Source organism: Segatella maculosa OT 289, assembly GCF_000243015.1.
Lineage (GTDB): Bacteria > Bacteroidota > Bacteroidia > Bacteroidales > Bacteroidaceae > Prevotella > Prevotella maculosa.
In genome coordinates this window covers 99,716-115,127 of record NZ_JH594501.1, presented here as the reverse complement: position 1 = coordinate 115,127, position 15,412 = coordinate 99,716, and the positions used below count along the sequence as shown (strand labels likewise).

The window sequence follows — 15,412 nt, the reverse complement described above, 5'->3', positions numbered from 1 at the left end:
TGGCGAGTTGATTATTCCGCGCAGAACGGACGCACGAACCGTGCGTCCCTACATACCCACCTTGTCCATATTGATGTATAAAATGATTGATAGGGCGGGCTGCTCGAATGCATGTAGGGACGCACGGTCCGTGCGTCCGCCAACGTTTCAGTTAACAATGAACGAGTAAACAAATTAACAAGTTGATTGTTCCGCGTCGAACGGACGCACGAGCCGTGCGTCCCTACATACCCACATTGTCCATATTGATGTGTAAAATGATGGATAGGGCGGGCTGCTCGAATGCATGTAGGGACGCACGGCTCGTGCGTCCGCTCACATTTTAGTTAACAGTGAACGAGTAAACAAATTGGCAAGTTGATTGTTCCGCGCAGAACGGACGCACGAACCGTGCGTCTCTATGTACCCACATTGTCCATATTGATGTATAAAATGATGGATAGGACGGGCTGTTCGAATGCATGTAGGGACGCACGGTCCGTGCGTCCGCCCACGTTTCAGTTGACAGTGAACGAGTAAACAAATAGACAAGTTGATTATTCCGCGCCGAACGGACGCACGAGCCGTGCATCCCAACATTCCCATCATGGCTGTATTGATGTATAAAATGATGGATAGAGTGAGCTGCTCGAATGCATGTAGGGACGCACGGTCTGTGCGTCCGCCCACGTTTTAGTTGGCAATGAACGAGTAAACAAATTAACAAGTTGATTATTCCGCGCCAAACGGACGCACGAACCGTGCGTCCCTATATACCCATCATGGCTGTATTGATGTGTAAAATGATGGATAGGGCGGGCTGCTCGAATGCATGTAGGGACGCACGGCTCGTGCGTCCGCCCACGTTTCAGTTGGCAATGAACGAGTAAACAAATTTACAAGTTGATTGTTCCGCGCCGAACGGACGCACGGACCGTGCGTCCCTACATGTTCCTCTCAACCATTTTGTGCGTTTCCATTTTTGGAACATAAAGCTTGTTCCTTTTCTTTCGATTGCAAAGCGGCCCGTTCTCCTTTGCAACTCGGTTGCGAAAAAAACCTTATACCTTTGCCTTTAGAAATCAAAATAAAGAAATATGGCACACGAAGCACATAGCCATGAACATGGCGGAGGCGAAATGAACTGGAAACTTATCGTCGTTTCGGCAGTATTCTTAGTGATAGGACTGTTTCTTGACAATGTTGAGACGTTCCGGTTCATTAATCCTTATCTCGTTCTCCTTATCTATATAGTGGCCTTTATGCCTGTGGGACTGCCCGTGATGCGTGAGGCTTGGGAGCAAATCGAGCACGAACGCGACTTCTTCAGCGAGTTCATGCTCATGTCGGTGGCTGCCATTGGCGCCTTTTTCTTGGGAGAATACCCCGAAGCCGTAGCCGTTATGCTGCTCTATTGCGTGGGCGAAGGCCTGCAAGACAGGGCGGTCGACCGTGCACGCGACAGCATCAAACGGCTCATAGCCTTTCGTCCTGACTTCGCAAGGCTGGCAGATGGGCGTGAAGAACGGCCCGAAGCGGTGACTATTGGCAGCATTATCGAAGTGCGACCCGGTGAGCGTGTGCCCCTCGACGGCCGCCTTTTAGATGCTCCGGCCGCCTTTAATACGGCCGCTTTGACGGGCGAATCGGTGCCCCGAATGATAGAAACGGGTCACGAAGTTATGGCAGGAATGATTGCAACCGACAGCATTGTGCGACTCGAAGTGGTGCGCGAAGCAAGCGAAAGTGCCATCAGTCGCATTCTGAAAATGGTGGAAGAGGCGGCCGAACGCAAGTCATCTACCGAGGCATTTATCCACCGTTTCGCCCATGTCTACACGCCTGTGGTGATAGCCTTGGCCGTGTTGGTGGTCGTTGTGCCGTGGTTGGCCTCGCTGTTTTCGGCAGCTGACTATGCGTTTTCCATGTGGTTGCAGCGCGCTTTGGTCTTTTTGGTTATCAGTTGTCCGTGTGCTTTGGTCATCAGTGTACCCTTGGGCTACTTCGGGGGCATTGGTGTTGCAAGCCGAAAAGGCATTCTTTTCAAAGGAAGCAACGGGCTTGATGCCGTCACAATGCTTGATACGGTGGTGTTCGACAAGACAGGTACGCTCACAACGGGGGCGTTCCGGGTGGAGCAAACCGTGGGTCTTTCACCCGAAGACTTGGCTTTTGTGGCCGCCGTTGAGGCCAAAAGCAGTCACCCGATAGCCCGTGCTGTCGTCGAATTCATGCAGGGAAAGCCGCTTGCAACAGTCGATTCGGCCTGTATAGTGAACGTTCCCGGCTACGGAATGACCTGCGGCGAGTGGGCCATCGGGACGCTTCGGCTGATGAAAAAACAGGGGATTGTCTACGATGAGGCCTTGAATGAGGTGGCAGAAACAATCGTTGCCGTGGCCCATGACGGCCGTTTCGTGGGCTATATCCTGCTGGCCGATACGCCGAAAGCGGGCATTTTTACGCTCCCTCAACGCCTGAAAGCGCAGGGAATCAAGTTAATGCAGGTGCTTAGTGGCGACAAACAGGCGCTCATCGACAAGCTGATAGCGGGCTTTCATGGGCATGGTTTCGTGAAAGGTTATGGAGATTTGCTTCCCGAAGACAAGGTTTCGCATCTTGAAGCATTGAAGAAAGAGGGGAAACGGGTTGCTTTCGTGGGTGACGGTATCAATGATGCGCCCGTATTGGCCTTGAGTGACGTGGGTTTTGCCATGGGAAACATGGGTGCAGATATGGCAGTTGAGACCGCAGATGTCATCATTCAGACCGACGAACCGGCTAAGGTTGTCGAGGCAATTGCCATTGGCAGGCGCACACGTCGCATTGTTTTGCAGAACATTGTCTTTGCCATTGGCGTGAAAGTGCTGGTGATGGTGCTCGGAGTCTTAGGCGTGGCGACCCTTTGGGAGGCTGTTTTTGCCGACAGCGGTGTGGCTTTATTGGCGGTGATGAACAGCATAAGGCCGCTCCACCGGCCCCGGTTTGAAGAGAAATAGCGCCGCTTCCCAGTCCTATACCCAAGGAAAGGGAAGCTGAATGCTTTGAAAACGGAGCATAATAATGTTATGATTGGACAATAAACCGGCCCCTTTGCCTTGGAAAAGTGGCCGGGTTAGAAACTTTTCTTCTCCTTTTAGCGAGACGAGGTGGGCGAGGCTTTGAACAGCTTCTGCGCAAACGCCGTCAGATAGATGCGCCAGTTGCGCCAGATATGGCCGCCGTCGGTCTCCACATACTCGTATTTATAGTGGTTATCGTCAAGGAATCGGCGCAGATCGGCATTGGCTTTGTAGAGGAAATCGGTGTTTCCAATGGCAATCCAATACAGCTTTGGGTTGCTGTTGAAAAGCGTTTTCATCTGTTGTTGGAACGTTTTGTCGGCCTTCATTTCGTCATATAGCGACGGATCTTTCAGGTTTATGGGTTTTGAAAGATGCAATCCTGCGGAGAAAAGTCCGTAATAATCGAAGGTCAAAGGATATAACCGAGCGATGCCAAATGTGTGACCTCCGCCCATAGAAAGGCCGCAAACGGCGCGTCCTTCACGGCTTTTGACGGTCTTATAGTGGCTGTCTACGTAGTTAACAATGTCCATAAAGCTCTCTTCTATGGTCGCTTTGGGCGTTTTCGGACTGATACTGGCCATGAAAGTAGGCTTATACATGCCCTTCGACCACTCTCCCGGGGCTGCTTGACTGTCGGGATTGCCGTTCGGCATCACCACGATCATCGGCTTGGCTTTGCCTGTTGCAATCAGATTGTCCATGATTTGAGATGCACGTCCAAGCTCGCTCCACGCATTTTCGTCGCCTCCTGCACCGTGAAGGAGGTAGAGTACGGGGTAAGCCTTGCCCTTGTCGTAGCCCGCCGGCGTGTAAATTGTCATGCGACGTTGCATTTTTAGCGTCGGACTTTCATACCAAACCTTGGCCAAATTGCCGTGGGGAACCTCGTTGACGCTGTAAAGATAGCCCTTATCTCCCTTTGTTTTGGTGATTATAAAAATGTTGCTGTAGGTGCTGATGTCGCGGTTCATGTAGATGTTTGCAGGGTCGTTGATGTTCAATCCGTCTACGTTGAACGCGTAAGAATAGAGTTCCGGCGAGAGCACGGTGGTCGTATAGCTCCACATGCCCTGTGCGCTTTTCGTGAGTTGTGCGCTTCCCGGTACGTCAATTTCGCCTTTCGGGGTTTTCATTTTCACTGTCGGCAGGAAGTCTCCGCTCACACTTACCTGCCTTGCCTGTGGGGCATAGAGGTTGAAAGTGACCGTTCCGTCGGCGTTTTTCACGGGCGATTGCACGCTGCTTCCATTGAAAAGCTTCTCTTGTGCCATGCCGCTTGCCCCGGTGAGTAGGGCAAATACGGCGCAAAATATCAGTTTCTTGTTCATCATCTATGGTTTTTATGATTGTTGTTTTGTCGACATTTGCACGAAAATCGCCCTATCGACGCAGCAATTCAAGTTTCTCTTTCGGTGCAAGCACGTTGTTTACCTTTGTTTCCCGTGCTTTTATGTCGGCAGAAAGCGTTGCCCTAATGTCGCGGGAAGAGGTTCCGAGGAGGAAACGATAGGCCCCTTCGTCGACTACCCAAGCCGATTTTGTCTCGTTAAATGATGCGAGGTCGGCTGCTTTTACGGTCAAAGTGACCGTTTGCTTCTCGTTGGGTTTCAGCGTTCTTGTCTTGACATAAGCCTTCAATTCGTGTGTGGGTTTGTTGCGTTCAAGGCTGTTGGGTGCAGCAACATAAAGCTCTACGACCTCTTTTCCTGCTGCTTTTCCGATGTTCTTTACATCTACACTAACGGAAATCTCATCGCCTTTATTATCTATTTTGGCATCAGAATACCGGAATTGCGCATAGCTCAGCCCAAAACCGAACGGGAAAGAGACTTGCTTTCCGAAGCTGTCAAAATAGCGATAGCCCACATATATGTCTTCTTCATAGTTGGTATAGTCCACGTTTTTCCGGCCGGTTCCTTTCTTACCTTGGCCCTTCAAATCGAAATCGGGTATGATATCGATAGGGAAATTCCTTGAAGAATAGGCGTCAGAGAAGGCGATAGGCCAAGTCATAGTGAGCTTTCCGGAAGGCGAAACCGCGCCCGTAATGACGTCAGCCACCGAGTTTCCGCCCTCTTGACCGGCCTGCCATGTGCAAAGAATGGCGTCGGGCAGGTGCTTCCATGATGCAGTTTCGATCACTCCTCCGACGTTTAAGAGCACAATAACCTTCTTTCCTTCTTTGTGATAAGCCTGACAAACGCTGCTAATGAGCTTGCTTTCGGCTTGCGTGAGATAGAAGTCTTCCTGCTTACGGTCGAGGAATTCACCGCTGATACGGCCCAAAGTGATGAGTGCTACATCCGATTCTTGCGCCTGAACGGCCAGCTGTTGGGTATCAATCTCCATCTCCGTCGGTCGCGGAGTAGGCAGGAATGCTGCCAACATAGCGACTTTCGGGTCTTTCTTTTTGGCTGCTTCGAGACGCATTTCCTCGTCGGCTTGGCACTTGGCAACATACTTTATGTATGCATTTTGAAGGCTTTTGTCTATCTTGTAGCCTGCATTCTTCAGGCCATCCGGCAGAGATACCACGTAAGCATGGTTCACATTGCCCGACCCGGTGCCCCCGGCAATGAAGTCATAGCTTGAATATCCATAGAGAGCAATTTGCGTTTTAGCGGGTTTAGTGCACAAGGGAAGTGCATTATTGTTCTTCAATAACACCATTCCTTCGGCAGCACTTTGTCGTGTTACGGCTGCATGAGCCTTCAAATCAGGCTTGTTACTGTAGCGATAACCCTGAAAACGAGGTGTCTTTTCGATGAGATTAAGGATGCGAGAAACGTTTCTGTCGAGGTCAGCCTCTTTCAGTTTGCCGCTCTTTATGCCGTCGACTATCGCACTGAACTGCTCCTCTTTGCCCGGTTGGAGCATGTCATTGCCCGCCCATACCTGCTTGGCTCCGTCCTTACCTCCAAACCAATCGGTCATTACAGCGCCTTTGTAGCCCCATTCTTCGCGCAGGATTGTGGTCAGAAGTTCCTTGCTTTCAGAAGTATATATGCCGTTTATTTTGTTGTAAGCAGACATGACAGTCCACGGTTCGGCGTCTTTTATGGCTATTTCGAAAGGCTTCAGATAGAGCTCACGAATGGCACGTTGCGAGATACGGGCGTCTGTATTCATGCGGTTAGTCTCCTGGTTATTGAACGCAAAGTGCTTGATACTCGTGCCAACACCGTTGCTTTGAACGCCCCGAATGTAGGCTGCTGCGGTCTTACCAGCCACTAATGGGTCCTCACTATAGTATTCGAAGTTGCGTCCGTTGAGCGGGTTTCGATGGATATTCACCGCAGGTGCTAACAAAACATCAACGCCGTACTCTTTCACTTCGTTCCCCATAGCCTTGCCAACTTCCTCTACAAGCTCTTGATTCCATGTCGAAGCCAGCAGCGTTCCAATAGGGAAATGCGTGCAATAGTAGGTTGCCGAGTCGCCTTTCCGGTGGGCATTGATGCGCAATCCGGCCGGCCCATCGGCTAAAACGATGGCGGGAATGCCGAGAGAGTCAAGCGGATAGGTGGTTCCAGCAGCGCCGGGAACGATTGATTTTGTCGCTCCTATTACGGCATTATTGCCGTCCACATGCTCCATTCCCGTGCCAATGACGAAGTGAGTCTTGTCTTCCAACGACAGTTTATGAATGATTTCTTGTTTGTCGATGGTCTTTCCTTGCGGCGAACATGCTACGAAAAGCGATGCTATGAGGGCGGTTGAAAACAGTTGTTTCATCTTCATGGGTGGTATGATTTGATTGTTTAACGATGCAAGCGATTGAGTTTTACCTGCGGTTTCATAACATTATTTACCTTTTTCTTGTAGGAATTGACGGCCACCGGACATTCTGTTTCGATTTTATTTGTCGAACTACAAATCATAAATTGGTAGGTTCCGGCGTCCGTTTTCCATGCCGAAGCCTTCTCATCAAACGAAGCTAAGTCGGCTGTCCTCACCTTCATGGTCACCGTTTCGCGCTGTCCTGGCTGCAACAAGCTTGTCTTTGCATAGTCACGTAGTTCTTTTTCGGGTTTATTGAGTTGCTTATTGTGTGGTGCCGCCACGAAAAGTTCGACCACATTCCGCCCGGGTAGGTTACCAATATTCTTCACTTCTACGCTAACGGTGTAGGTATCGCCCTGCTTATTGACTTTCATTTGGTCGTAAGCAAAGGTCGTATAAGACAAACCGAAGCCGAATGGGAAGCTAACCTCCTTGCCAAAGCTGTCAAAATAGCGGTAGCCTACATAGATATCTTCGTCATAATCGGTGTAATCGATATTGGCTTTGACCTCCCGTTTGGCGTCTTTTTTATCATTGCCCCACATATACATCGTGGCTAAGTCTTTCACTTCTTTCACGTCGGAAGGGAAGTTTTTGTCGGAAGGAGCGTCACCATAGGCGATTTGAAAGGTTACCGGAAGTCGCCCGGAGGGGTTTATTGTACCGGAAATCACGTCAGCTATGCTGTTTCCTACCTGCTCTCCACTCTGCCAAGTACAAAGAATTCCGTCTACAAGATGCTTCCATGAGGCCGTTTCCACGGGGCTACAGATGTTGAGAAGCACCACGACTTTCTTGCCATCCTTATGATATACCTCGCTTATTTGGCTGATCATCTTCCGCTCTTTAGCGTACAGATTGAACTCATCTTGCGTGCGGTCGGCCGCTTCGCCGCTCTTTCTACCAATTGTAATGACCGCAATATCGTTAGCAGCAGCATGCTCTTGCAACTGTTGTTTGGTCATTTCAATCTCTTCGGCGCGGTGAAGTGGCTGCAAAGAGAAGGGAGGAAGCCCATTAGGATAGAGCCTTTTCTGCTCAGAAGCGATATGTTTCTTGTATTGATTAATGAGTGGTTTGTAGACAGAGTAGCCTGCATTGCGGAGCCCTTCAACAAGAGAAACTGTGTAACGGCCCACTGTTGTGCCGCCAAAACCGGTTCCTCCGGGAATGATGTCATAGCTTGTACAGCCATAGAGCGCTACGTTTTGGCCTGCAAGTAAAGGCAAAACGTTTTCGTTTTTCAGCAGCACCATGCCCTCAGCCCCGATCTTTCGGTCGTCAGCGGCATGCTGTTTCAGATCTGGTTCGTTGGAGTAAGTATAGTTGTTGAAGTTATGACACTTGACAATAAACTGCAAAATGCGTTTCACATTGCGGTCAAGAACAGCCATAGGCAGACTTCCATTCTTCGCATTGGCAAGCAGTTCGTGATACTGTTTGTCCTGTCCTGGCTGCAACATGTCGTTACCTGCCACCATTGAAGCGGTCGCATTGCTTCCCGCATTCCAGTCGGAAACGACTAAACCTTTGTAGTTCCACTCGCCTCGGAGCACTGTTTCGGTGAGTGAAATGTCCTCACATGTGGGCTTACCGTTAATGCTATTATAGGCAGTCATGACCGTCCAAGGGTTGCTAATCCGCACGGCTAACTCGAAAGTTCGCAAGTAAAGTTCACGCAAAGCGCGCTGACTGACGCGGCTATCATTCGCATTTCGATTGGTTTCTTGGCTGTTGGCTGCAAAGTGTTTGACGCAAGCTGCGGTTCCTTCGCTTTGAATTCCCATCACATAATGGGCTGCTATGGTGCCCGAGAGATAAGGGTCTTCGGAATAATATTCGTGGTTTCGTCCACAAAGTACATTGCGCATAAGGTTCATACTTGGTGCAAGAATCCAGTCAAGACCGTATTCTTTGGTTTCGTTTCCGATGCCTTTTCCGATGCGATAGGCGGCATCTTTGTCCCAAGTAGAGGCCAGTGAGATGCTCGTCATGTAGTCGGTACAGAAGTAATTGCGGCTGTCAAAGTCACGTCGGGCACTCATTCTTAGTCCTTGATTGCTGTCGGCACAGTAGGTTTTCGGTATGCCTAAGCGCGGAATGGCATAGGTGCTTCCTGCCGTTCCCGGAAACTTTGCGTCGTCTCCATAGCTCATTCCGCAGCCTAATACGAGGTGACACTTCTCCTCAAGCGTCATAGCTGCGATTACATCATCGATATTTTCGGCCTGTAAACGGGGCTGTGAAGATACGGTGAGACTATGAAAGCAGGCTACAATGGCCATGATAAAGATGTGATGTCGTCTCATTATTTGAACAATTTAGGTAGGAACTCAGTTAAATAGATACGCCAGTTGCGCCAGATGTGACCGCCTTCGGTCTCCATATAGTCATATTTAAACCCTTTAGAGTCGAGATAATGGCGTAGGTCGGCATTGTTCTTATATAGGAAATCGGTCTTTCCAATGCCGATCCATAGTAACTTTGGGTGCATTGAAAACAGCTTATCGATCTTTTGTTCGCGGTCGGCATAGATTGTATCAAGCCCACCTTGTTGCTGTCGGTCTATGGCTGCGGAGAACAATCCCACATAGTCGAAGACGTCAGGATTGTTGATTGAGATGTAAAAGGAGTGGAAACCGCCCATCGAAAGGCCTGCGATAGCACGGTGGCCCTTGTCCTTTTGCACGCGATAAGTGGCCTCGACAAACTTGATAACGTCAGGGAAAGCCTGCTCAAAGTAGCCATCCATCGTCTTTGGGAGCGCCATTGTGGGCACCTTGAAGCCCTCGGAAGTCTCGCCGGGGCATGCTTCTTGCGAGATATTCCCATTGGTCATAACGACAATCATAGGCTCGGCTTTGCCCTTAGCGATGAGGTTATCAAGGATTTGGGCGGCGCGTCCGAGCTCCGTCCAGGCCTGTTCATCGCCACCAATGCCGTGGAGTAGGTAGAGAACAGGATATTTCTTGCGGCTCGTTTCGTAGCCCGCAGGCGTGTAAACGGTACAGCGTCGTGTCATTCCGGCCGTCGGACTGTCATACCAAACCTTTGAAACAGTGCCGTGAGGCACCTTGTTTACCTTGTAAAGGTCGGCGCGGTTGCCCCCAATAAGGAAGATGCTTGTGGTGTTGGCGATGTCGCGAATGGCATATACATTGGCCGGATCGGTCACCTTTACGCCGTCGATAATCATGTTATATAGGTAGAGTTCAGGCTTCAGACTGCCTTTTGTGGTGAACGTCCAAAGGCCGTTTGCGTCTTTATTCAGGTCGGCTATGCCCGGAGCATCATATTCCCCATAGGGCGTATTCACCTTTTGTGTGGGCAGAAAGTCGCCCGTTATCTGCACCGATTCGGCCTTGGGAGCCATGAGACGGAAGGTGACCGAGTGGTCAGAATGCACCTCCGGAGAAAGTGGAGGCTGCTCTCCAAATAGGTTTTGCTGGGCAAAACAGCATGTTGTCAGCGTTGCCAAGCATAGGGTTGCGAATTGTTTTTTCATTCTATCTAATCGTTTTTTTTGTTGTCATTTGGTTGTTGTTGTTTATTTTTTTTGCCGGATTGCAAGTTATTGGAAGTCAGTCGGTTCTGCAATATGGGCTATTTCGTGCGGTTAAATGGGCTGTTTAAGTGTGCAATATAGCCTGTTTAACCTTGCAATATAGCCTGTTTAGTGTTGCAATATGGCCTATTTAATCTGCTTAAACAGGCTGTTTAATACAGTTAAACGGCCCATATTGCAAACAAGGGGAAGCAGACTGCTTTTTTACTTCGCCTCATTTCCAGCCTTCATTCTGCGAGATATTCGGATTGAGCTCGGTTTCTTTCAATGGAATCGGCAGCAGTTTGTTGCGGTCACGGAAGCCGTAAGTGCTGTTCTTAAAGCCCCATTGTACGCCATTTACCGTGAGTGACGGTATCTGTGCGCCTTGTTTTCCTAGCACTTCTTTGGCATCTCCCCAGCGAACAAGGTCTTGATAGCGCACACTTTCCATGCAAAGTTCAAGTCGTTTTTCCTTTTTAATGTCCTCAAGGGTGAGCGTTGTGAGCGGAGAGAGCTTGGCTCGCTTGCGAATTTGGTTGACATAATCGAGTGCCTTGCCCGGATTTCCGGCCTGAAGGTGGGCTTCTGCCGCCATAAGCAGCACCTCGGCATAGCGCATGACGCGCGGGTTAGTGTACTGAAGTCCCTGAAAATAGGGGGCATCAATGATGCAATCGGCCTTCAACGGGCGCGTCTTCCACATGAAATATCCCTCATTTCCATAGACGAAGGCACCCGGTTGAATGTTGATTCCATAAGCTTTCATCTGCTCATAGGTGCGGAGCGTGCTGTTGAGGCGGTAGCCGTTTGTTCCCTCTTCGGCCACGAAAGCGTCGTAAAGAGCCTTGCGCGGATTCAAAAAACCGTAGGTTCCCGTGGCGATTTCGGTAGCGGCTTGTCCGCTATAAAGCAGCTTGTCGGTGCGCCACCCCTGCATTAAATAGAGCATAGTCATCTGATTCCAAGCTTGTTCCGGGTCGTTTCGCAGCTGTGCTTCGAGCAAATCCTCGCAACAATTGTTGTTGACTGCATGGAGGAGAAGGTCGTATTCGCCGGTGAAGAGCGCGTATTTGCCCGAGAGAATGACGTTGTCAAGCATTTGTGCAGCCTCTGCGTACTTGCCTTGGAAGAGGAAAGTCTTCCCCAAATAGGCCTGAGCTGTTTCCTTTGTGATGCGGATTCCCGTTTCAGCATCGTTGACATCATGCTTCGATGGCAGCTCCCCTGTTTCGATAGCAGCCTTCAAGTCGCTCTCAACAAAGGCCCAAAGTGCTTCTGTTGTGGCGTTTCCGGGGCGATATTCCCGGGGCTTGAGCAAATGATCCACTATGGGTGCGGTTCCCCAAAGCGTCACCAGTTCGAAGTTAGCCCACGCGCGGAAGAAGCGAGCCTCGGCTATATCGCGTCGCATATTGGGCGTGTTTGGCTTCACACGCTCGATAATCAGGTTGGCATTATAGATGATATTGTAGAGATTGACGTACACACTCTGCACCAAGTTGTGGTCGGTTCCGAAGGTATATTCGTTGAGTTTCTCCATTTGTGCGTTGTCTCCGCGCGATCCTCCGCCGCACCAAACGTCGTCAGCAAGCAGGTTTTTGACGAAGAACCAATTGAAATGGTTGGCACGGAAGCTGATATGGAGAGCAGCCAGCGCCTGTTCAGCCTCTTCATCTGTCTGATAAAAGGTTTCTTTACTGCCCATATTGCCGTGCTTGGGAATGTCGAGACGGTCTTCACAGCTCGTTATTCCGAGTGCAAGACAGGCCGTCAGCATGAGTGAAAGATATGATTTTTTCATAAGTGTTCGTCTAAATTACAGGTTATTAAAAGTCAATATTGAAGCCTAAGACAACCTTCTTCGACATGGGATAGGCTCCCTTGTCTATGCCCATGCCCGAGGTTGCATTGGAAGATGCCTCTGGGTCGAAGCCTTTATACTTGGTAAAGGTGAAGAAGTCATCGAGAGAAAGGTAGATACGGGCGTTGCTTACGGCGACTTTGGCGGTCAGTTTCTTTGGCAGGGTGTAGCCCAATTGTATCTGTTTTATCTTGAAATAGGAGCCATTGAAGACCATAGCGCTCGAGCAAGCATACTTATCCATGTCCGAAGCGCCAGCCCGTGGCTGGGTAGCATGGGTATTTTGAGGTGTCCAACGGTCGGTATAGAAGAGCGCTTTCTGCTTGTTTGCAGCGGCATAGTCGGGTCGATTGATGCAATTGAAGATGTCGTTGCCCTGCGAACCGCTGCCGAATACGGTGAGATCGAAGCCTTTATAGGCCGCTGTAAGCGTCAGGCCATAGGTGAAATCGGGTATGGCATCACCGATATAAGTGAGGTCTCCATCACCGATATCGCCGCTGTTGTCGAGGTCTTCAAACGTGGGATTGCCCGTGTTTGGGTCGATTCCCGCGAATTTATAGCCTCGGAAGTAATACACGGGATAGCCTTGTTCAAAGTAAGTCACGGTATAAGTATGGAAAGTTGAGCCTGCCAAGCGAGTGATGGAGGGGTCAATATAGGTGACTTTATTGCTGATAGTGGCCAAGTTTGCACGTATTCCGTAAGTGAAGTCCTTGATATGGTCGCGCCAACCCACTTCAAATTCAACGCCTTTATTGCTCACATTGCCTGCATTTATGGGCGAGGTTTTGCCGCCAATCTCAAGAGATGGGGTGGTATTCCAAATGAGAAGGTCTTTTGTTTTCTTGTTGAAATAGTCGACACTGAGGCTCAATCGACTGTTGAAAAGGTAGGTATCGAGGCCGATATTAGTCTGTTCAGAGGTCTCCCACTTAAGGTCTTCGTTGCCCATTGTGGACGGACTGACCCCTCGAACATATTTGATTCCAGAGGTAAATGGATAGAATCCCGACTGAACCATGTCCGTACTGTAGGCATATCCGCTTAAGGCGGAGAGACTACCGTTCTGTCCCCAGCTTACACGGAGCTTCAAACTGTTGACCGTTTTGCGCAAGGGAGCGAAGAAATTCTCCTCGGATAGTGTCCAACCCAAGGAGGCTGCGGGGAAGTAACCCCACCGGGTATTCTTCGGAAGCAGGGCAAGGTCGGCCGCATCCGCGCGCAAAGAGAACTGCGCATAATACCTTCCAGCATAATTATATCCTAGACGTCCGAAGTAAGAAAGCTTTGCTGTGCGTGTCTTTTCGCCGTCGACACTCTTGGTAGCCGAGGCAGATCCGTAATGAAGATAGTAGAAAAGAGGGTCGTTTTTGAGCAAGGCATGTTCGCCATTAGGGGCAAGTTCGCCTTGAACATAGTCATAGGTAGATTCCTGATATGACATACCAAGCATGGCATTCACATTGTGTTTGCCAAATTGTTTCATGTAGTTTGCAAAGTTTTCCCACTGATAATAGATTGAAGTTGAACTTTGACTGCTCTGCCCAACGTAGTCTCTACTTTGCACACCGTTGCCATAAAAGGGTAGATTTGTGGTGCTACTGCGTGTTCCACCAAGCCGATAACCGAAACGAGACGTGAAAGTTAAGCCTTTAATCGGGGTGAAATCTGCATAGAAAGAGCCGTTGATAGCGAAGCCACTGTTCCTTGAAAGGTTGTTATCGCGCATGATTAAGGGGTTGTATTGTTCGCCCGCATAGAAATTGGATATGCCATAATAGTTTCCATTGGCATCTGTAAGAAGATGCTTTTTGGTGTCTAAAGCATGCTGAACATGGAAAGGAAGCGGTCTTCCAACGTAGGTTTCGGGAGTCAATGGGTCGAGCATCATCACCGAAGTGAGCAGGGACCCATATTCATTGTTGCTTGAAACTTGTCGCACATTGTATTTCTCAATCTGATTGGTAGTGCCAACTTTGAGCCATTTCTTAATCATGTATTCCGAATTAATGGTCGCGGTAAGGCGTTGATAAGTATCGGAATTGCCGGTTACGATGCCGTCGTTGTTCAGATAAGTGAGTGAAAGATAATAGTTACCACGGTCACTTCCGCCGGTAAAGGCGAGGTTGTGCTTCCGCATTTTGCTATTCTCAAAAGCCACATCTGTCCATTTCGTGTCGGTTTTTCCGTCCCAATTAGCGATCAAATAGTCCCGGGTAAAGGTGCTTCCTTCGGTCATATATTGGATATACTCGGTTGCATTGAGCATCTCGGGCACCCGAGCAAGCGATTGACCGGCGTATTGAAAGCTGTAACTGATGCGTCCTTCGCCGGCAGTTCCTTTCTTTGTGGTAATCAATACGACGCCGTTTCCGGCTTCTGCACCATAGATAGCGGCGCTAGCCGCATCTTTTAGGATTTCCATGGAGGCGATATCGTTGGGGTCGATACCGCTGATATTGCTCAAACGGACACCGTCTACTACATAAAGTGGCTCCGAACTGACATTCGAAGAGAAGCCGCGAATGCGCACAGTGGGACTTGCTCCCGGCGCAGCCGAGGCCGAAACGATCTGCACACCGGCCGTCTTTCCCTGTAAGGCTTGCTTGGCATCGGTGATTGTTCGGTGCTCCAAGTCTTCCGATTTCACTTGAGAAATAGCGCCGGTGACCGAACTTTTCTTCTGAATACCGTAGCCAACGACGACGACATCCTCAAGGATTTTAGAGTCTTCTTGCAGTATAATCTCCATGTTTTGCGCTGCTTTGGCTTCTTGTGTGGCAAAACCAATGTAGGAGATAACGAGCGTTGCGCCCCTATGGGCTTTGAGTTTAAATGCTCCGTTGAGGTCTGTAACGACCCCATTTGATGTTCCTTTTTCAACAACACTCACGCCAATCATCGGCTCTTTCAGGTTGTCAACGACACTACCTGAGACATTTATGAGCTCTTGCCCCCATGATGTCTGGCACATAATCATTAAAAGAAACAGGATAAATGACCTGATCGATACTGTTTTCTTCATTTTTGTAGTATTAAATTGTTGCGAGACAAAGGTATGATGTATTCCAAACAAAGCTTTTTTCAGCCGTTCTTTTATTTTTTATATTCGTTCAAAAGTTCTTTCAGGTGCGTTCAAACATTTTCCTATTTGTTCAGAATGCTTTGGTG

The 15,412-nt window shown here is 49.3% G+C and carries 7 protein-coding genes; 1 reads left to right on the top strand and 6 read right to left on the bottom strand.

The window, feature by feature from the left end; all coding sequences use genetic code 11:
* The first annotated feature begins 1,076 nt into the window (after positions 1-1,076).
* Positions 1,077-2,978 (top strand): heavy metal translocating P-type ATPase, encoded by a 1,902-nt coding sequence (locus tag HMPREF9944_RS02740; RefSeq protein ID WP_008564312.1) that lies wholly within the window; start codon positions 1,077-1,079, stop codon positions 2,976-2,978.
* A gap of 137 nt (positions 2,979-3,115) precedes the next feature.
* Here HMPREF9944_RS02740 and HMPREF9944_RS02735 read toward each other — a convergent pair whose 3' ends face one another.
* From HMPREF9944_RS02735 to HMPREF9944_RS02710, 6 genes are all read right to left on the bottom strand, one after another.
* Positions 3,116-4,375: an esterase gene (locus tag HMPREF9944_RS02735; protein ID WP_044113323.1), complete on the bottom strand. Its 1,260-nt coding sequence runs from the start codon at positions 4,373-4,375 to the stop codon at positions 3,116-3,118.
* A 52-nt stretch (positions 4,376-4,427) separates the two neighbouring features.
* The gene (locus tag HMPREF9944_RS02730) at positions 4,428-6,788 is read right to left on the bottom strand and encodes a beta-glucosidase family protein (RefSeq protein WP_008564310.1); all 2,361 of its coding nucleotides are present in this window, start codon (positions 6,786-6,788) and stop codon (positions 4,428-4,430) included.
* Positions 6,789-6,808: 20 nt separating this feature from the next.
* Positions 6,809-9,139, bottom strand: coding sequence for a beta-glucosidase (locus tag HMPREF9944_RS02725; RefSeq protein ID WP_008564309.1), 2,331 nt, complete (start codon positions 9,137-9,139; stop codon positions 6,809-6,811).
* On the bottom strand, positions 9,139-10,335 hold the full coding sequence (locus HMPREF9944_RS02720) for an esterase (protein WP_008564308.1): 1,197 nt from the start codon (positions 10,333-10,335) through the stop codon (positions 9,139-9,141). The genes HMPREF9944_RS02725 and HMPREF9944_RS02720 overlap by 1 nt, the downstream gene beginning before the upstream one ends.
* A 274-nt stretch (positions 10,336-10,609) precedes the next feature.
* Positions 10,610-12,178 carry a RagB/SusD family nutrient uptake outer membrane protein gene (locus HMPREF9944_RS02715; protein WP_044113255.1) on the bottom strand — a complete coding sequence of 523 codons (1,569 nt, stop codon included), beginning with the start codon at positions 12,176-12,178 and terminating at the stop codon, positions 10,610-10,612.
* 25 nt (positions 12,179-12,203) lie between these two features.
* The gene (locus HMPREF9944_RS02710) at positions 12,204-15,266 is read right to left on the bottom strand and encodes a SusC/RagA family TonB-linked outer membrane protein (RefSeq protein ID WP_008564306.1); all 3,063 of its coding nucleotides are present in this window, start codon (positions 15,264-15,266) and stop codon (positions 12,204-12,206) included.
* Positions 15,267-15,412: the final 146 nt, after the last annotated feature.